Source organism: Roseomonas acroporae (genome assembly GCF_023223525.1).
GTDB classification, from domain to species: Bacteria; Pseudomonadota; Alphaproteobacteria; order Acetobacterales; family Acetobacteraceae; genus Roseomonas_E; species Roseomonas_E acroporae.
In genome coordinates, this window is sequence record NZ_JALPRX010000140.1 from 1 (window position 1) to 17,886 (window position 17,886).

Sequence of the window (17,886 nt, forward strand, 5' to 3'; positions counted from 1 at the left end):
CATCGACGAGGCCATGCTGCTCGCCGACCGCATCGTGCTGATGACGAGCGGCCCGGATGCGCGCGTCGCCGAGATCGTCGAGAACGGCCTGCCGCGCGGCCGCACGCGCCAGGACCTGCACCGGCTGCCCGGCTACTACGCGCTGCGCAACCACCTGCTCGACTTCCTGGTGGAGCGGCCCGCCGGCCGCCCTGCCGACCCTCGCCACCCGCCGGTGCGGCGCATCGGCGACGCGCCCGGCACGGCCATGGCGACCGGCAAGTCCACCGGCGCCGGGCCGCTGGCCGCCTGCGCCTGACGCCCGCCCGAGCCCTTCCATCCGTACCAGGAGACATCCCGATGAGCGACCGCGCCGAACTGACCGAGAAGATCGTCCGGATCAAGATCGAGCGGGACCTGAGCTGGTCCGGCCTCGCCGCCATGGCCGGCGACCTGTCCAAGGAGTACGTGACCGCCGGCCTGCTCGGCCAGATGCCGCTGCCCAAGGCCGCCGCCGAAGCGATCGGCGCGCATCTCGAACTCACCGACTACGAGATCAAGCTGCTGCAGGTGCCGCCCTATCGCGGCTCCCTGCCGACGCAGGTGCCGACCGACCCGCTGATCTACCGCTTCTACGAGCTGATCTCGGTCTACGGCACCACCTTCAAGGCGCTGATCCACGAGGAGTTCGGCGACGGCATCATGAGCGCCATCGACTTCCGCATGGACCTCAGGCGCGAGGCCAACAACGCCGGCGACCGCGTCAACATCACCATGTCCGGCAAGTTCCTGCCCTACAAGCAGTACTGAGCCGCCCGCGCGGACGGCACCCGGCCGGCCGCGGCGCGCCTTCGATCCCGCCTGTCCGGAGCGGCCCCGCCGCTCCGGCGCGCCGTCCCCATGACCCGAAAGAGGATTGATTTCCTATGAGCGAGAAGGTTCTGGTCGAGCCGGTCGAGCTGTCGGCGATGCTGCAACAGCCCGGCACGGTGGTGATCGACACCCGCGCCCCCGCCGCCTATGCCGCCGGGCACATCCCCGGCGCCGTCAACATCCACGACATCTTCACCTTCCTCGCCACCTCGACGCGGGAAGGGATGCGGGAGCTGCGCGGGAAGTTCGCCGCCGCCTTCGGCGCCGCCGGCCTCTCGGGCGAGGAGACGGCGGTGGTGTACGAGGAGAGCATGGATTCCGGCTTCGGTCAGTCCTGCCGCGGCTACTTCCTGCTGAAATTCCTGGGCTACCCGAAGGCGATGGTGCTGCACGGCGGCTTCACGGCCTGGCGCAAGGCCGGCCTGCCCACCAGCACCGACCCCGCGACGCCGGAACCGAAGATCTTCCCCGAATCCGATGCCGGCCTCGCCATGATGCTGGACCGCGACGACATGCTGGCGGCGCTGGCGGACGAGCGCGTCTGCCTGCTCGACGTGCGCGACGTGGACGAGTGGCTTGGCACCTCCTCCTCCCCCTACGGCGCCGATTTCTGCCCGCGCAAGGGCCGCATCCCCGGCGCCCGGTGGATCGAGTGGTACCGGCTGATGAAGCCCTCCCCCAACGGCCCCCTGTTCAAGAGCCGGGACGAGATCCTGGCCGAGTGCCACAGCGTCGGCGTCACCGCGGAGACGCCGGTCTATCTCTACTGCTTCAAGGGTGCGCGCGCCTCCAACTCCCTGGTGGCGCTGAAGGAAGCCGGGATCGGCGACGTACGGCTGTACTTCGGCTCCTGGAACGAATGGAGCCGCGACGAAGCCTGCCCCATCGAGAGCGGCCCGCCCTGGGCGCCGGTCGCGGCCTGAGAGGGCGTTCGCACGGGGGCGAGGCGGCAGGCGGCAGACGCCCGCCCCGTCCCTACGGCTCGCGCAGCAGGGCGATCAGCAGCAGCATCGCGACCACGGCCACGACGACGGCGCCGAAGCCGTCGATGATCGACAGCACGGTCGCCTGGGTGCGGACCTGCTGGGCCAGGAGGGCGAGGGCCTGCGGCGAGTCCGGCGCCACCCCCGGCAGGGCGCCGGCGATGCCGGCCAGACGCTGGCCGAGATCGGCGGTGCCCTCCTGCACGTGCAGGCCGACCAGATAGGAATCGACCTGCTCGGCCTTGCGCAGCCAAGTCTGCATGAAGGCGTTGCCGACCTCGCCGCCGAACAGCCGTGCTCCCTGCAGCACCGCGCCGAAGGTCAGTGCCTCGGCGGGCCGCAGGTGGCGCACGAAGAACAGGATCATCGCGATCAGCGCCGACGACTGGCCGATGGCCTGCAGGATCTGCGAGGGCAGGAACTCCCAGGTCTGCCATTCGGGCGTCAGCCGCATGGCCATGGCGCAGGCGATGCCGATCAGCGTGACGCCGAAGGCGATCACCAGCCGCGGATCGACGCGGCCCAGCAGGGCGGCGATCGTCGGCGCGAGCAGGAATTGCGGCACCGCGATCCAGACCAGGACGGCGCCCACCTCCAGGCTGCGGAAGTTCTGCACGGTCTGCAGGTACTGCGGGATGAGGTAGGCGGTCGCCAGCAGCACGAAGCGGTAGAGGGCGAGGAGCACGACCAGGAGCAGGATGTTGCGCCCCAGCAGGAAACGCAGGTTCACCCAGGGGCGCTCGGCGGTCAGCTCGCGCGCCACGAACGCCGCCAGCAGCACGAGGCCGCCCGCGAGCAGGGCGCAGATCAGGCCCGAGTTCAGCCAGTCGAGCCGGTTGCCCTGGTCGAGCGCTGCGTAGAGCAGCCCGAGGCCGCCGCCCGCGTGCAGCATGCCCCAGCCATCGGCCTGCTCCAGCACGGCGCGGTTGACCGGCTGGCACGGCATGCCGGCCGCGATGCACAGGATCATCGGCACCGCCAGCACGGCGCCCTGCCAGAAGATCCAGTGCCAGCTCAGATGGTCGAGGTAGAAGCCCTCGATCGAGGCCGGGATGTTGAGCGACAGCTCCAGGTTCAGCCCGTAGGCGGCGATGCCGTAGGGCCACCAGCCCGGCCTGAGGTTCTGCAGCACGAAGCCGATGGTCAGCGGGATGAAGGTGCCGGAGGCCAGCCCCGCCACCACCTGCCCCGCCAGCAGCGTCGGCAGGTCCGGCGCGAAGGGGATCAGCAGCGAGGCGAGGCCGAACACCGAGGCGGAGACGAGCAGCACCCGCCGCACCCCGAAGGCCGCGCCGAGCCAGGCGGCGGGCGGCCCGATGACCATCTGCGCGACCGTCGCGGCGGTCGGGATCCACGCCCCCTCGTCGTAGCCCGCCCCCACCGCGCCGCGCAGGTCGGCCAGCCCGAAGCTGGTGATCCGGCCGTAGAGGGTGGAGATCACCGCTCCCAGCAGCACCGCGGCGATGCCGACCAGCGGCCGCGGCGAGGTCGTCGGGGCGGCCGGCGGGGACGGGCCAGCCGTGGCGGCCACCCCCGCGGGCGGGACGGCGGCGCTCATCGCGACGCCCCGGGCGTCGCGGCCGGCCCATCCCCGCCGGCCGCGGCCCCGGCCCGTGCCGCAGGCCCTCCCACGATGCCTTCCGGGGCTGCCGCCCCCGGCGCGGTCGCGGCGGCATCCCCGGACAGGGTCCCGTCGGTATGGATCGTCACCTCCACCGACATGCCCGCGCGCAGCCGGTCGCCGAGTCCGCCGTCGGAATCGAGCAGCAGCTTCACCGGGATGCGCTGCACCACCTTGGTGAAGTTGCCCGTCGCGTTGTCCGGCGGCAGCAGCGCGAACTGCGCGCCGGTGCCGGGCGACCAGGCGGCGACGCGGCCGCGCAGCACCGCGCCGGGGAAGCTGTCGACGCGGATCTCCGCCGCCTGCCCCTCGCGCAGCCGCGCCACCTGGGTCTCACGGAAATTGGCGATGACGTAGAGGCCGGGCCGCGGCACCAGCGCGATCACCTGCGTGCCGACGCCCACGTACTGGCCGGGGAACACTCGCCGCCGGCCGACCTGCCCGGCCACGGGTGCCACGATGCGCGTGTAACCGAGGTTGATCCGCGCGAGGTCGCGCGCCGCCTCCGCCGCCTGCAGCGCCGCGGCGAGCTGCGCCGCCTCGATCTGCTGCACCAGGAGCTGCCGCCGCGCCGCCTCCAGCGCCGCCTGCGCCTGGGCCAGCCCGGATGCCGAGACGTTGCGCGCGGCGTCGGCCTGCTCCACGCGCTGCTCGGTGCCGACGATGCCGCCGCGCAGCAGGCTCTCCTGCCGCTGCGCCTCCAGCCGGTCGCGTCGGGTCGAGGCCTGGGCGCCCTGCACCGCCGCCTCGGCGGCCGCGATGCTCGCCTGCTGCAACGCCTCCTGCGCCTGCAGGTGGCCGATGGCGGCGCGGGCCGCCGCGACGTTGGCCTCGGCCTGGGCGAGCTGCGCGGCGTGGATGCGGTCGTCCAGCTCCACCAGCAGCTCGCCCGCGGCCACGAACTGGTAGTCCTGCACCGCCACCCGCCGCACCGGCGCCGCGACCAGGGCGGCGAGCGGCGTCAGGTCGCTCGCCAGGGTGGCGTCGTCGGTCCACTGCGTCGCGGCGTCGCTGGTCCAGCGGTTCCAGTTGGTGCGGATGGCCATCACGAGCAGCGCGGCCAGCAGCAGCGCGGCCAGGTTGGGCAGCAGCCGACGCAGGCTGGCCCAGGAGAGGAACCGGCCGCGCGCCGGGGCCTGCGACGGGGCCGACCCCGATGGCGCCGCCGGGGCGGGCATCGGCGCCGAGGCCGTCCCCGGAGCCGCCGTCGGGACCGCCTCTGGCGCAGGCCGTTCCACGGCGTCAGCCATGCCGTCCGCCCACCCCGCCCGGCCCGTGCCCCGCCGTGGCCGCGCCGCGGGCCGTGGCCATGGTGGCGCCCGGACCGTCTGCGGTGCCGCGGCGTCCGGCCCGGCGTCGCGGGAGCGGCTGACCGCCGACCGGGGCTCCGGGCCGGCTCAAGCCCGGCGTCGCGCCAGCATGGCGTGGATCTGCGCGACCACCGCGGCGCCCTCCCCCACTGCCGCGGCGACGCGCTTGGTCGAGCCCGCGCGCACGTCGCCGATGGCGAAGACGCCCGGACGGCTGGTCTCCAGCGGCAGCCGGGAGTCCGCCCCTGCCGCCGCGCCGGCCGCCCCCGTCAGCACGAAGCCCTTGTCGTCCAGCGCCACGCAGCCCTCCAGCCACGCCGTGTGCGGGTCGGCGCCGATGAACAGGAACAGGTGCCGGAGGGCCAGGGCCTCCTCGGCGCCATCCGCGCGGCGGCGCAGCGCCATGCCCGCCAGCCCCGTGGCCCGGTCGCCGTCCAGGCGGACGACCTCTGTGCCGGTGCGCAGCACGACGTTGGGCAGGGCGGCGATGCGTTCGATCAGGTAGCGCGACATGGTGGCCTCCAGCCCCGGCCCGCGCACGACGAGGTGCAGGCGGCGCACGCGCGGCGCCAGGTACACCACGGCCTGCCCGGCCGAGTTGCCGCCGCCGACCAGCATCACCTCCTCACCCTCGCACAGCTTCGCCTCGACCGGCGAGGCCCAGTAGGAGATCCCGGCGCCTTCGAATTCCGCCAGCGTCGGAACGGGTGGCCGGCGATAGGCGACGCCCGAGGCGATGACCACGGTGCGAGCCCTGACCTCGGCATCCCCGGCAAGCTGCAGGCGCAGCGGCGCGCCCGCCGGCTCCGCCGGCTCCGGACAGTCGAGCCGCAGCACCTCGGTCGGGATCGCGACCTCGGCGCCGAACTTCAGCGCCTGGTTGAAGGCACGCCCGGCCAGCGCCTGACCCGAGATGCCAGTCGGGAAGCCGAGATAGTTCTCGATCCGCGCCGAGGCACCCGCCTGCCCGCCGAAGGCGCGCTGGTCCAGCACGATCACCGACAGCCCCTCCGAGGCGGCATAGACGGCGGTGGCCAGGCCCGCCGGGCCGGCGCCCACCACGGCCACGTCGTAGAGCCGCGACGGATCGAACTCCGGCAGCAGGCCCAGGCAGCGGCCGACCTCCGCCTCGGTCGGCCGGCGCAGCACCACGCCGCGCGGGCAGAGCATCACCGGCAGGTCCTCCGCCCGCAGCCCGAGCTGGCGCACCATCGCCTCGCCGTCCGGCGTCGCCACGTCCAGCAGCGCGTGCGGCTGGCCGTTCCGGGTCAGGAAGCCGTCGAGCCGGGTCAGCGCCGCCGAGCCGGCACGGCCCACCAGCACCGAGCCGCTGGCGGCCGCCTCGATCAGCCGCATCCGACGCAGGATGAAGGCGCGCATCAACAGCTCGCCGAGTTCGGCCGAGCCGATCAGCAGCGCCCGCAGATGGGCCGCGTCGTAGGGCAGGGCGAGGCAGCCCGCCTCGCCGGCCCGCCCGCGCGCCAGGGTGGCGCGGCCGCCGATCAGCCCCACCTCACCGCTGATCTGCCCAGGCCCGTAGCCGACGATGAAGGCCTCCCGGCCGGCGCTGTCCTGGCCGAGTACGTCGATCCGCCCTTCGAGGACCAGCCAGGCGGCGACCTCGCGGCTGCCCATCTCGAAGAGCGGCGCGCCGGGCGGGAAGCGCCGCGCCTCACCGCCGGCGAAGCGCCGCGCGAGCGCGACCTGTGCCGCGTCGAGCGTCGGGAACATCTGGTCGTGGCGGGGATCGGGCCCGGACATGGCACTCACCATCGTGGCTGGGGGCGGCAGGATCCAGGACCTGCCATCGTATGACAGGATCTGGCGGCAGGGTCCGGCGGCGGGCGCCCGCCGATGGTCCCGGAGGGCCTCAGCCCGGCTGCGGCACGGCGCCGAACAGTCCGACCAGCCCTTCCGCGTAGGTCGGGTGGGCGACCACCAGCCGCTCGACGGCCCGGTAGGGCAGCCCGGCCGCCATGGCGAGCTGGACCGGCGGCAGCAGCTCGCCGGCATGGGGGGCGAGGGCGGTGAAGCCGAGGATGCGGTCGTCGGCGCCCACCAGCGCCTTCAGCCGGCCGCGTGTCTCCCCGGTGGTGCGGGTGCGCAGGATGGCGGCGGCCGGCAGCGTCGCCAGCCGATAGGCGATGCCCTGCTGCCGCGCCTCGGTCTCGTTCAGGCCGACGCGCGCCATCTCGGGCTCGGTGAACAGGCAGTAGGGCACCTGCCGCCCCGTCGTGACCCGGTCGCCGCCCGCGAGGTTGTCGCGCACGATGCGGAAATCCTCGAACGACATGTGGGTGAAGGCCGGGCTGCCCGCGCAGTCGCCCATGGCCCAGACGGCGTCGGCCGTGGTCTCCAGGCGCTCGTTCACCCGCACATGGCCGGCCGGGGTGAGCGCGACCCCGGCCTCCTCCAGCCCGATCCCGGCCGTGTTGGGCGCCTTGCCGAGCGCCACGAGCAGATGCGAGCCGGTGACCTCCAGAACCCTCCCGCCCGCCGTGCCGTGCAGCGAGACCGACCCGCCGGAGCGGCCGGAAACACGCTGTACGTCGGCGTCGGTGATGCAGGCGATGCCTTCCGCCGCCAGCATCGAGCGCATTTCGTCGGCGATGTCCGGGTCCTCGCGCGGCAGCAGGCGGCCGGCCCGCTCCACCACCGTCACCGCGGCGCCGAGGCGGCGCATCGCCTGCGCCAGCTCCAGCGCGATGTAGCCGCCGCCCAGCACCAGCAGATGCGCCGGCAGAGTCTCGATCTCGAGCAGCTCGACATGGGTGAGCGGCGCGGCGGCCACCAGGCCGGGCAGGTCCGGCACGGTGGCGAAGGCGCCGAGGTCGAGGAAGACGCGGTCGCCCCGCAGGCGGCGCACGCCGCCACCGGGCAGCGCCACCTCCAGCGTCCGCTCGCCGACGAAGCGGCCATGGCCCCAGACCAGCTCGTTGCCGGCTGCGGCGAAGCGTTCGCGGTGCAGCGCGATCAGCCCGTCCACCATGGCGCGCCGGCGCGCCTGCACCTCCCGCATCGAGACGGCGAAGCCGGTGGCGTGCGTGCCGAAGGCCGCTGCGGTCGCGACCGTGTGGGCGACGGCGGCGCCGTGGATGATGTTCTTGCTCGGCAGGCAGGCGATGTTGGGGCAGGAGCCGCCGAGGTAGCGCCCTTCCACCACCGCGACGCGCTGCCCGGCCTTGCCGAGATGCCAGGCCATGTACTTGCCGGCCTCGCCGCTGCCGAGCACCACGGCGTCGAAGGATTCGGTTTCGGCCATGAGCTTCCTCCTCGCGTTGCCGACGGTGCCGTGGCGGACCGGCGGGCGGTCCCGCGACGCCGGCGGGCCCGGGCGTCGGGACCGCGCCATGGCCGGACGAAAGGCGGCGGGTCGCCGCCGGCGGCAGGATAGGGGACGGGCCGGCGAGGCCGCTTGGCGCAACGTCCACGCCCCGGGCGCGAGGCGCATCCGGCGCCGCGCCGGACGGCGGCAGCACCGGGATGCCGCGGCGAGCGGCGGCCATGTCCTGCGAAGGCATGCCCTGCCGGGACGTGCCCTGCCGGGAGCCGGCCTATGTGGCCAGCAGGCCGCGCGCGGCGAGCAGGTCGGCCGTTTCCTCGCCCTCGCCGAACGTCGCCAGCGTGGCGGCCAGCAGGTCGAGGCTCCCGGCCCGTTCCGCGGCCGTCCGCGCGAGCCGCGCCCGGCTGACGGCGATCCGCAGCGCCCAGCCGTTCGCCTCCTGCCGCCGGGCGAGATCGAGTGCGTCGCGCAGATCCTCGCCCGCGCTGCCGGCCAGCGGGATGTCCTGCGCCCATGCCCGCAGCTCGGCCCTGACGCGCAGCAGCTCGGCCCGGCACCAGCCCTCGTCGCCCGCCGCCGCCGCGTCGAGGGCGGCGTTGACGAGTTGCAGGCCGGCCTCCGGCCAGCCCTGCCCGCCAAGCGTCTCGGCCAGCAGGCCGGAGAGCCAGGAGAGATGCGTGGTGAAGCCGGTGGCGCGCATCGCGGCCAGGGCCCGCGCCACCGCGTCCGCGTCGAGCGGCCGTCCCCGCAGCCCGTCCAGCGCCAGCCGGCAGCAGCGCGCCGCCGCCTGCCAGATCGCCAGGCCGTTGTGGTCGGCCCAGCCTTCCAGCGCCGCCAGCGCCGTCTCCGCCGCCGCGAGGTCGCCCACCAGCACGGCGACCGGGAAGGCCGCCTCGCAGAGGACGTAGCAGCAGCCGATGGGATAGCCCTGCGCGAGCACCGGCCGCGTCCCGGCCTCGGCGGCGCGGCGCGCGAGCGCGGGCCGGCCGAGGATCCAGTGCGCCCGCGCCGCGATCACGCGCGCCATGGCGCCGTGGTCGATCTCGAAGCCCAGCGTGAACCAGTGGTGCCGGTACAGGACGTAGCGCTCCGCCATGCCCTCCAGCAGCGCCAGCGCCTGCCGCTGCTGGCCGAGATAGTGCAGTGCGGTGCCGGTGATCCGGTCGGCCAGCAGGGCCTTGACGTCGCTCCCTTGCCGGCGCCCGAAGCCGCGCCACCATTCGGCATAGGTTAGCGCCAGCGCCGGCCGCGCACCGTAGACGTGCACCGTCCAGAGGCCCCAGCAGGCCCGCGCCTGCAGCTCGACATCGTCGAGCGTGGTGGCGATCGACAGGACCCGCTCCCAGCACCGCGCGGTCTCCGCCACCGGTCCCGGGTTGTACATCATGGCGACGCCGCAGGCCGCGCGCAGGCGCAGCGCCGCCGCCGGCAGGTCCCGGCCCAGCGCCGCGATGCGGTCGAGCGCCCGGGAGGCGCGGCGCCGGATCTCGTCCACCGGGGCCAGCTCGAACATCAGCGGGATGCCGGCCAGGGACAGCCCGATCGCGAGATCGTCGTCGCCCCGCGGGGAGAAGGCCCAGTCCAGCGCCGCGCGCAGGTTGCCCAGATGCGGGGCGAAGGTGTCGATCAGCCAGCGCGCCGTGTTCTGCCGGGCCCATTCGGCGCCGACCTCAGTGGCCAGGGCCAGGTAGTGCGCGGCGTGCCGGCGCGCGGCATCGCCCAGCTCGCCGGCCTCGGCCAGCCGCTCCAGCGCGTAGGCGCGGGTGGTGTCGAGCAGCTTGTAGCGCACGCCGGCATCGCCGATCTCCGCCGTGACCAGCGACTTGTCCACTAGGCTGGCCAGGGACGCGACGATCCGCTCGCGCGGCATGGTGTCGTCGGCGAGCACGGCGAGCGTCGCCTCCAGGGTGATCATGCCCTCGAACACGGCGAGGCGGCGCAGCACCGCCCTCTCCTCGTCGCCCAGGGTCTCGTAGCTCCAGTCGATCACGGTGCGCAGCGTCCGGTGCCGTGGCAGCGCGGTGCGCCGGCCGAGCGCGGTCAGCCGGAAGCGGTCCTCCAGCAGCGCGCCCAGGCTCGCCAGGTCGGTCACGGCCATGTGGCCGGCGGCCAGCTCGATCGCGAGCGCGATGCCGTCGAGCCGGTGGCAGATGGCGGCCAGCACCGGCGCATCCTCGTCGCGCAGGCGGAACGCCTCGTTGGCGGCGGCGGCCCGCTCGACGAAGAGCTGCACGGAAGCGTAGTCCTGCAGCCTTTCCGCGGTGAGGGTGGCCGAAAGCGGCGGCACGGCGAGGACGGGCAGGCGCAGCATGTGCTCGCCTTCGGCGCGCAGCCGCTCGCGGCTGGTCGCCAGGATGTGCGCGCCCGGCGCGCGGCGCAGCACCTGCTCGGCCAGCGCCGCCGCGCCGCCGACCACGCGCTCGCAATTGTCGAGCACCAGCAGCACCCGGCTGTCGCGCAGGAAGGCGAGGATGCCCGGCAGCGCATCCTCGGCATAGCGCGCGATGCCGAGGGCGGCGGCCACCGCCGCCGCGACGCGGCCGTCGTCCTGGATCGGGGTGAGGTCGACCAGGTGGACGCCGCCGGGGAAGGCCGCCGCGAGCCGTTCGGCCGCGGCGAGGGCCACCGTCGTCTTGCCGATCCCGCCCGGCCCGACGATGGTAACGAAGCGCCGGCGTCGGAGCTGCTGCATGGTCATGACGATGACCTCGTTGCGTCCGATGACGCGCCCGAGCGGCAAGGGCAGCATGCTGGCGGGCGCCGCCGCGACGGGACCGGTCGGCGTCTCCTCCACCACCACCTGGCCGACGAACTGGTAGCCGCGCCCGGAGACGGTGTGCAGGTAGCGGCGCCCGTCCCGGCCGTCGCCGAGCGCCCGGCGCAGGGCCGAGACATGGACGCGCAGGTTGATCTCCTCGACATGGGTCCGAGGCCAGACCTGCGCGATCAGCGCCTCCTTGCCGACCGGCGTGCCGCTCTGCTCGAGCAGAGCGCCGAGGATCGCGAGGGCGCGGCTGCCGACCCGGACCTCCTGTCCGGCTTCGGTCAGCCGCTGCTCGGCGGGCTGGAAGCGGAACGGACCGAACCTGAAAGCGCGTCTTGCCGCCGGTCCGGAGCCGGCGAAGGCTTCAGGCACGGCCAGCCACCGTCCTCGTCGGAAGGGACCCTGTCACGCAGCGGATTATGCACGTCGGCGTCCATCGCGGCCAGACATCGCAGCCCAGATGCCGGTCAACCGGGGACCGCTGCCCCGGCGTGCCAATGGCGGTGGATGGCGGCGAGCGTTCCATCGGCCAGGCGCCGCGTCACCCAGCCTTCCACCCAGTCCTTCAGCGCGGTGTCGTCGCGCGGCAGGCCGACGCCGTATTCGGCCTGGCCGAGGACGCGCCAGGTACGGAGCGGCTGGCCCGCCTGGCGCGCGTTGATGGCCTCGACCAGCTCCGGCGCCGTGGCGATGCAGTCCGCCTGCCCGGCCAGGACCGCGCCCATGGTGGCCGCGTCGTTGTCGAAGCGCAGGATGCGGGCGCCCGGCGGCGCGGCGCCGGACAGCGCGTGGTCGTTGATCGAGCCGCGCGTGACGGCGACGCGGCGGCCGGCGAGCGGCTCGGGGTCGGCGATGCCGGCCGCCGCCGGCCCGGCCAGCACCGAGACGACGGCGGCATAGGGTCGCGAGAAGCCGATCACCCTCTCCCGCTCGGGCGTGATGCTCAGCACCGAGACGATCAGGTCGGCCTTCCCGGTGAGCAGGCTCGGGATGCGGCCGGGGCTGTCCACCGCGACGAGCCGGAGCGTGACGCCGAGATCGGCGCAGAGCAGCCGGGCCGTGTCGACCTCCGAGCCGACAGGCTGCCGCGCCGCGTCCAGCATGGCGTAGGGCGGCAGGGCGAGGTCCATCGCCACCCGGGCGATGCCGGCCTGCCGCATCCGCGCCAGCGTCCCGCCATCGCCGGCGCGCGCGGCCGGCGGGCCGGGAAGCAGCGTCGCCGGGGCCAGCAGCAGGACGCCGCGCCGGGGTGCCGCGTCATGGTCCGACGCCGGCGCCAGGGCCGGCGCCAGGGCCGGCATCGGACGGCCGGACGTCAGGGGGGCGATGCCAGGAAGGCATGCAGATCGGCATTGACCTGCTCCCTGTGGGTCAACCAGAGGCCGTGCGGCGCGCCGGGGTAGCGCAGGAGACGCGCCCGAGGCATGTCGCCCGCGACCACCGACGCCATCGCGGCGACGGGCATAATCTGATCGTCGTCGCCGTGGATGACCAGGGTCGGGATGGTGCAGGCGGCCAGGTCGGCGCCGAAATCGGTGTCGAGCAGGGAGCCGATGCTGTCGCGCGTTGCCGGCGGCGAGGCTTGCATGGCGAGCTGGAACAGCCAGTCGCGCATGCCCGGCCCCAGGGCCGCTCCGGGCCGGTCGAGACCGTAGCAGAGGCGCTCGTAGCCGCGGATGCAATGCGGGCGGTTCACGGCCAGCCCGGCATGGAGCGCCGCGAGGACGGCGCGGGACGAGTCCGGCCCCGGCAGCACGGCACCCAGAAGCGCGACCCTGGCCAGGCGGTCGGCGCCGTGCCGGCCGAGGTAGCGCAGGATCTCGCTCGCGCCGAGGCAGAAGCCGATGGCCGTCACCTCCACCAGATCGAGCGTCCGCAGGAGCATCGCGAGGTCGTCGGCGAAGGTGTCGAATTCATGGCCGGACCAGGGCTGACTGGATCGCCCGAAGCCGCGCCGGTCGAAGGCTATGCAGCGGAAGCCGTGCGCCGACAGGTACGATATCTGGTATTCCCACATGTCGGCATTGAGCGGCCAGCCATGGCTGAGGACGACGACCGGTCCTTCGCCCCAGTCCCTGTAGTGGAGTTCCTCCCCGTCGTGGGTGACCAGGACGCTCATGACTGTCCTTTCGGACTAGGCTCGGCGCCCGGCCGGGGTGGCCTTCGAACGGCTTCGGAACGCCGCTCCGGCTGCGCACCGTTCCCCAGGGCGCGCGGCAGGCGGCAGGCCTTGCCCCCGCCATCGCCATGCCCGGTCGGGCCGGCACCGCGCCCGCCCGGCATGCCGCAGAATTTCCCGTCTACGCACCCGGGCGGCTGGTCGGGCGCGGAAAGCTGGGATCGGAGCCCTGATAGTAGGGGGCATTCACACTGGGGCTCGTAGGCGGCACGGCCACGCCCGGACTGGCCGGGCCACGCGGCGCCGGCTCGGCACAAGCCGCGAGCACGAGGGCAAGTCCGACGATGCCGGTGGCGTTGCGGACCATGGAGTCGGGCATGGGAAGTCCTCCGTGTGAGGTGGGCCGGCGATGCGATGCGCATGCCGTCAGGCCGGCACCCTGAGCGGAACAGAGGCGGGATTCTTGTCTGGAAGTGACCGCAACGTGCGGCGCGGCGCCTTTCGGGCGAATGGGGTCGGCCGGTTGCCGACGAGGCGGCCGAGTTGCCGCACGACGAGATGACCGGCCGCAGCGTCGTGGCCGCGCACCGCCCAGGCCGGCGGCACCGGAATGGGAGCGGGCACGCCGCCCCCGATTTTCGCCGACTGCGTTTCACCGCGGCAGTCCTGCCGGCTGGCAGCCCGCCATGAGGCGGCCCGGAGAATTAACATCGCTTTACTGCCGGGCGATGGCCGCGCCGTCGCATGACGGGGGCGCCGGGGAACGGCCGCCGGTCGTGGCGGCCTGCGGCATCCTGCAAGAAAGGGATCCCTCATGCGGACAGACATCGCCACGCATGGATCCACCATGGTCGCCGACGCGTATCGCAACCTCGGCGGCTCTGCGGCGACAGCCTCCTCCCATCCCGCCGGGAGGAAGGCGGTGTCATGGCCGGTTCCCGCCGCCGGCCTTGCCCCGTGGCAGCAGAGGCGGGTGCAGGACTTCGTCGAGGCGCATCTGCATGAGCGGATCCTGGTGGTCGAGATGGCGGCCCGCGTCCGGCTGAGCCGCAGCTTCTTTTCCCGTGCCTTCGGCTGCACCTTCGGTGCCACACCGCACGCCTACCTGATGCTGCGCCGACTGGATCGCGCCATGGCGCTGATGGGCGGGACGAACGCGCCGCTGGCCGAGGTCGCCGCCTCCTGTGGCCTCTCCGACCAGGCCCATCTCTCGCGCCTGTTCCGCCGCCACCTCGCCATGACGCCACGCGAATGGCGCCGCGTTGCCAGTGCCGGCAAGCCGGACACGACGGGCCAGGTCATCGGCCGCACGACGCTGCATGCGGCCGCGCCGGTGGTCATGAACGGGCGAGGCACGGCGAATTCCGCCCCGCAGAAATCGTGCTTCGCTGCCTGAGGAGCCGACAGGTCCGATCGTGCAAGATTTCCGATCTGGAAAAGAGGATTCACCGGATCGGCACACGACGAAAAGGACCCGCCGTGACCGTTCTCCCTCCCATCCATCGGATCGCGCCGGGCAGGCGCGCCCTGATCGCCGCCGGCGCGGCCACGCTCCCGATCCTGGCGCTGCCGATCCCGGGCGGGGCAGCGACGCCCCGAAGCGCCGCCTCGCCATCCTCCACGACCCCCGAAGGATACGCACCGATGAGCTTCCTCACCCTCCAGGACGGCACCCAGATCTTCTACAAGGACTGGGGCAGCGGCCGGCCCATCGTCTTCCATCACGGCTGGCCGCTCAGCAGCGACGACTGGGATGCCCAGATGCTGTTCTTCCTCGGCAAGGGCTTCCGCGTCATCGCGCATGACCGGCGCGGCCATGGCCGCTCCAGCCAGACCGACACCGGCAACGACATGGACACCTACGCGGCGGATGTCGCGGCCCTGGCCGCGCATCTCGACCTGCGCGACGCCGTCCATGTCGGCCATTCGACGGGCGGCGGCGAGGTCACGCGCTACGTGGCGCGGCACGGTGCCGGGCGCGTCGCCAAGGCCGTTCTGATCGGCGCCGTGCCGCCGGTCATGCTCAAGTCCGCGAGCAACCCGGGCGGCCTGCCGATGGAGGTGTTCGACGGCTTCCGCGCCGCACTCGCCGCCAATCGCGCGCAGTTCTACCGCGAGGTGCCGATGGGCCCGTTCTACGGCTTCAACCGGCCCGGCACGCCGATGCTGGAGGGCGTGGTCGGCAATTGGTGGCGCCAGGGCATGATCGGCGGCGCCAAGGCGCAGTACGACTGCATCAAGGCCTTCTCCGAGACCGATTTCACCGAGGACCTGCGCCGCATCGAGGTGCCGGTGCTGGTGCTGCATGGCGAGGACGACCAGATCGTCCCGATCGCCGACTCCGCCCGGCTCTCGGCGAAGCTGCTGCGCCACGCCACGCTCAAGACCTATCCGGGCTTTCCGCACGGCATGTGCACCACCCATGCCGAGGTCATCAACGCCGATCTGCTCGCCTTCATCCAGGGCTGACATCCCCCCGGCGCGTGCCTCGCCGCCCGCGCCGTCAGCCCTGTCGCCATCGGCCTGCCTCCTCACCCCCCCTTGGGGGCAGGCCGATGGCCCCCGCCTTTCCCGCAACGGCCCCGTGGACGAGTCCCGTCATGAACCAGCAGATGCGGTACGCCCTGCATGCCGTCGCCAGCCGCCGCTCCGACCGGATCGGCCTGCATGGCATGCGCATCGCCATCGCCATCATCTTCCTGTGGATCGGCGCGCTGAAATTCGCGCCCTACGAGGCCGACAGCATCACGCCCTTCGTCGCGAACAACCCGGCCCTGTCGCTGTTCTACGCGCACCCGGACCAGTATGCGCGGCACCTCACCCGCGAGGGCGAGCTGAAGCCCGCCGAGCGCGCCTGGCAGACGGACAACAACACCTACGGCTTCTCGCGCGGCCTCGGCACGCTGGAGCTGGCGATCGGCCTGCTCACCCTGGTCGGGCTGGTGTCGCGCCGCTGGGGCCTGCCCGGCGCGGTGCTCGCCTTCCTGACGCCGTTCGTGACGCTGTCCTTCCTGATCACCACGCCGGAGGCCTGGGTGCCGGCCCTCGGTGACGCGCAGCACGGCTTCCCCTGGCTTTCCGGCGCCGGCCGGCTCGTCGTCAAGGATGTCGCCCTCCTCGCCGGCGCCTGGCTGGTGGTGGTGGATTCCGCCCGCGCCGTCCTGCGGCATGTGGAGGAGAACGAGGCATCGACGGCATCGTCCGGCGTGCCGGCGCGGCAGAGCTGGATCGCCCGATAGGCGGCACGGGTCCATGCCACTCCCGACGAGGACAGCCATGCCACGAATTCGTCTCCTTCCCGCGCTGGCGGCGCTGCTGGCCGTTCCGGGCATCGCCCTGGCGCAGCCGGCACCCCCGCTCCAGTCCGCCGCCACGATCGGCCATATCGAACCGGTGTTCCGCTTCGCGACCGGACCGATGCCGACCGGCGTCACCGTCTCGGCACGGGGTCGGATCTTCGTCAACTTCCCCCGCTGGGGCGACGACGTGCCCTTCACGGTCGGCGAGATCCGGGGCGGGCGCGTGGTTCCCTTCCCCGACGCCGCCATCAACCGCCCCGATCGGGACAGGCCGGGCGGGACGCTGCTCAGCGTGCAGAGCGTCGTCGTGGACGCGGCCGACCGGCTGTGGATCCTCGACACCGCCGCGCCCTCCTTCTCGGCGCCCGTCGCGGGCGGCGCCAAGCTCGTCGCGGTGGACCTCGCGACGAACCGCGTGACCCGGAGCATCGTGCTGCCGCCCGAGGTCGTGCTGCCCAGCACCTACGTCAACGATGTCCGCTTCGACCTGCGCCAGGGGCGGGCCGGCGTCGCCTACATCACCGACTCCTCGGTGTCCGGCCCCGGCGGCATCATCGTGGTCGATCTCGACAGCGGCCAGGCCTGGCGCCAGCTGACCGGGCACCCGTCCACCGCACCGGATCCGGCCTTCGTGCCGGTGGTGGAGGGCGAGACCATGGCGATCCGCAAGCCCGGCGAACCGCCGCAGCCCTTCCGCGTCGCCTCCGACGGCATCGCGCTCTCGGCCGATGGCGCGACGCTGTACTACTGCCCGCTCTCCAGCCGCCACCTCTATGCCGTGCCGACCGCGCTGCTGCGCGACCGTGGCGCGACGCCCGAGGCCCTCGCCGCCGCCGTGCGCGACCTCGGCGAGAAGGGCGCCTCGGATGGGCTGGAGGCGGACGACCAGGGCCGCGTCTACGCCGGCGACTACGAGCGCAACGCCATCCGCCAGCGCGGCGCGGACGGCCAGTGGCGCACCCTCGCCCACGATCCGCGCATCCTGTGGCCCGACACGCTCTCGGTGGGGAGGGATGGCTGGCTCTACTTCACCGCGAACCAGCTGCACCGGCAGGCCCTGTTCCACGAGGGCCGCGACCTGCGGCGCAGGCCGTACGTGCTCTTTCGCCTGCGCATCGGCGCCGGCCCGGTGCTGCTGCGCTGATACCTGACGGCGGACGCCCCAGCGACCTGCAACTCCCGGAAGGAACCCTCATGTCGACCACCGACCCGACGCCGCGCTCCGCACGGTTCGATCTGCATGCCGTCGCGGCCCGCTTTCCCGAATCCGCCGACACGTTGCTGGTGGACACCTACCTGACCCGGGAGGAGGCCGCGAGCGCCCGGGTGTTCCGTGTCTATCGCCCCACCCCGCCGCATTACCACGCGACCTGCGACGAGTATCTCTACGTGCTGTCGGGACGGGGCACGTTCTGGATGGAAACCGCCGCGAACGGCGGCGAATTCGCGCCCGGGCAATTGCTGTTCTTCAGGCGCGGCGTGGTGCACGCCCTGCCCGATATCCTGGAAGCGCCGCTGGTGTTCCTTTCCGTCGATACGCCGCGGCGCGATCCCCGTGACATCGTCTTCGTCGATCCGTCGAGCGGCACGCCGGAGAGCTTCATCCACGCGCAGGAACTGCCGCGGTAGGGAGGCGGCGAGCCGGGCGGATGGCG

At 73.5% G+C, this 17,886-nt stretch carries 14 protein-coding genes and 1 pseudogene; 8 read left to right on the top strand and 7 right to left on the bottom strand.

The window, feature by feature from the left end; genetic code table 11:
* The 3 genes and pseudogenes from M0638_RS25435 to M0638_RS25445 all read left to right on the top strand — a co-directional run.
* Positions 1-298: pseudogene (locus M0638_RS25435) on the top strand (hypothetical protein); the annotation flags it as partial.
* A 41-nt stretch (positions 299-339) separates the two neighbouring features.
* A complete protein-coding gene (gene cynS, locus M0638_RS25440; RefSeq protein WP_248669765.1) occupies positions 340-789 on the top strand; it encodes a cyanase in 450 nt (149 codons plus the stop codon).
* Positions 790-905: 116 nt separating this feature from the next.
* Positions 906-1,775 carry a sulfurtransferase gene (locus tag M0638_RS25445; protein WP_248669766.1) on the top strand — a complete coding sequence of 290 codons (870 nt, stop codon included), beginning with the start codon at positions 906-908 and terminating at the stop codon, positions 1,773-1,775.
* Between the two features lie 52 nt (positions 1,776-1,827).
* Here the strand turns inward: M0638_RS25445 and M0638_RS25450 are convergent, their stop codons facing one another.
* The 7 genes from M0638_RS25450 to M0638_RS25480 form a co-directional block, all read right to left on the bottom strand.
* On the bottom strand, positions 1,828-3,393 hold the full coding sequence (locus M0638_RS25450) for an MFS transporter (protein WP_248669767.1): 1,566 nt from the start codon (positions 3,391-3,393) through the stop codon (positions 1,828-1,830).
* Positions 3,390-4,634, bottom strand: coding sequence for an HlyD family secretion protein (locus tag M0638_RS25455; RefSeq protein WP_282572297.1), 1,245 nt, complete (start codon positions 4,632-4,634; stop codon positions 3,390-3,392). The genes M0638_RS25450 and M0638_RS25455 overlap by 4 nt, the downstream gene beginning before the upstream one ends.
* A 219-nt stretch (positions 4,635-4,853) precedes the next feature.
* Positions 4,854-6,527, bottom strand: coding sequence for an FAD-dependent oxidoreductase (locus tag M0638_RS25460; protein ID WP_248669768.1), 1,674 nt, complete (start codon positions 6,525-6,527; stop codon positions 4,854-4,856).
* Between the two features lie 109 nt (positions 6,528-6,636).
* Positions 6,637-8,028 (bottom strand): dihydrolipoyl dehydrogenase family protein, encoded by a 1,392-nt coding sequence (locus M0638_RS25465; protein WP_248669769.1) that lies wholly within the window; start codon positions 8,026-8,028, stop codon positions 6,637-6,639.
* Between the two features lie 292 nt (positions 8,029-8,320).
* Complete coding sequence (locus M0638_RS25470; RefSeq protein ID WP_248669770.1) at positions 8,321-11,185, bottom strand: ATP-binding protein; 2,865 nt, start codon at positions 11,183-11,185, stop codon at positions 8,321-8,323.
* 95 nt (positions 11,186-11,280) lie between these two features.
* The gene (locus tag M0638_RS25475; RefSeq protein WP_248669771.1) at positions 11,281-12,114 is read right to left on the bottom strand and encodes a transporter substrate-binding domain-containing protein; all 834 of its coding nucleotides are present in this window, start codon (positions 12,112-12,114) and stop codon (positions 11,281-11,283) included.
* 14 nt (positions 12,115-12,128) lie between these two features.
* Entirely contained in the window at positions 12,129-12,932 is an 804-nt protein-coding gene (locus M0638_RS25480; protein ID WP_248669772.1) for an alpha/beta fold hydrolase, read from the bottom strand.
* 814 nt (positions 12,933-13,746) lie between these two features.
* On the opposite strand from M0638_RS25480, the gene M0638_RS25485 reads away from it, so the two are divergent.
* The 5 genes from M0638_RS25485 to M0638_RS25505 all read left to right on the top strand — a co-directional run bounded on the left by M0638_RS25485 (position 13,747) and on the right by M0638_RS25505 (position 17,860).
* Positions 13,747-14,328 carry a helix-turn-helix domain-containing protein gene (locus M0638_RS25485; protein WP_248669773.1) on the top strand — a complete coding sequence of 194 codons (582 nt, stop codon included), beginning with the start codon at positions 13,747-13,749 and terminating at the stop codon, positions 14,326-14,328.
* Positions 14,329-14,576: 248 nt separating this feature from the next.
* On the top strand, positions 14,577-15,401 hold the full coding sequence (locus M0638_RS25490; protein ID WP_248669774.1) for an alpha/beta fold hydrolase: 825 nt from the start codon (positions 14,577-14,579) through the stop codon (positions 15,399-15,401).
* Between the two features lie 131 nt (positions 15,402-15,532).
* Positions 15,533-16,171 carry a reactive chlorine resistance membrane protein RclC gene (gene rclC, locus M0638_RS25495; RefSeq protein ID WP_282572298.1) on the top strand — a complete coding sequence of 213 codons (639 nt, stop codon included), beginning with the start codon at positions 15,533-15,535 and terminating at the stop codon, positions 16,169-16,171.
* Positions 16,172-16,208: 37 nt separating this feature from the next.
* On the top strand, positions 16,209-17,375 hold the full coding sequence (locus M0638_RS25500; RefSeq protein WP_248669775.1) for a major royal jelly family protein: 1,167 nt from the start codon (positions 16,209-16,211) through the stop codon (positions 17,373-17,375).
* Between the two features lie 50 nt (positions 17,376-17,425).
* Positions 17,426-17,860, top strand: coding sequence for a cupin domain-containing protein (locus M0638_RS25505; protein WP_248669776.1), 435 nt, complete (start codon positions 17,426-17,428; stop codon positions 17,858-17,860).
* The last annotated feature ends 26 nt before the right edge of the window (positions 17,861-17,886 follow it).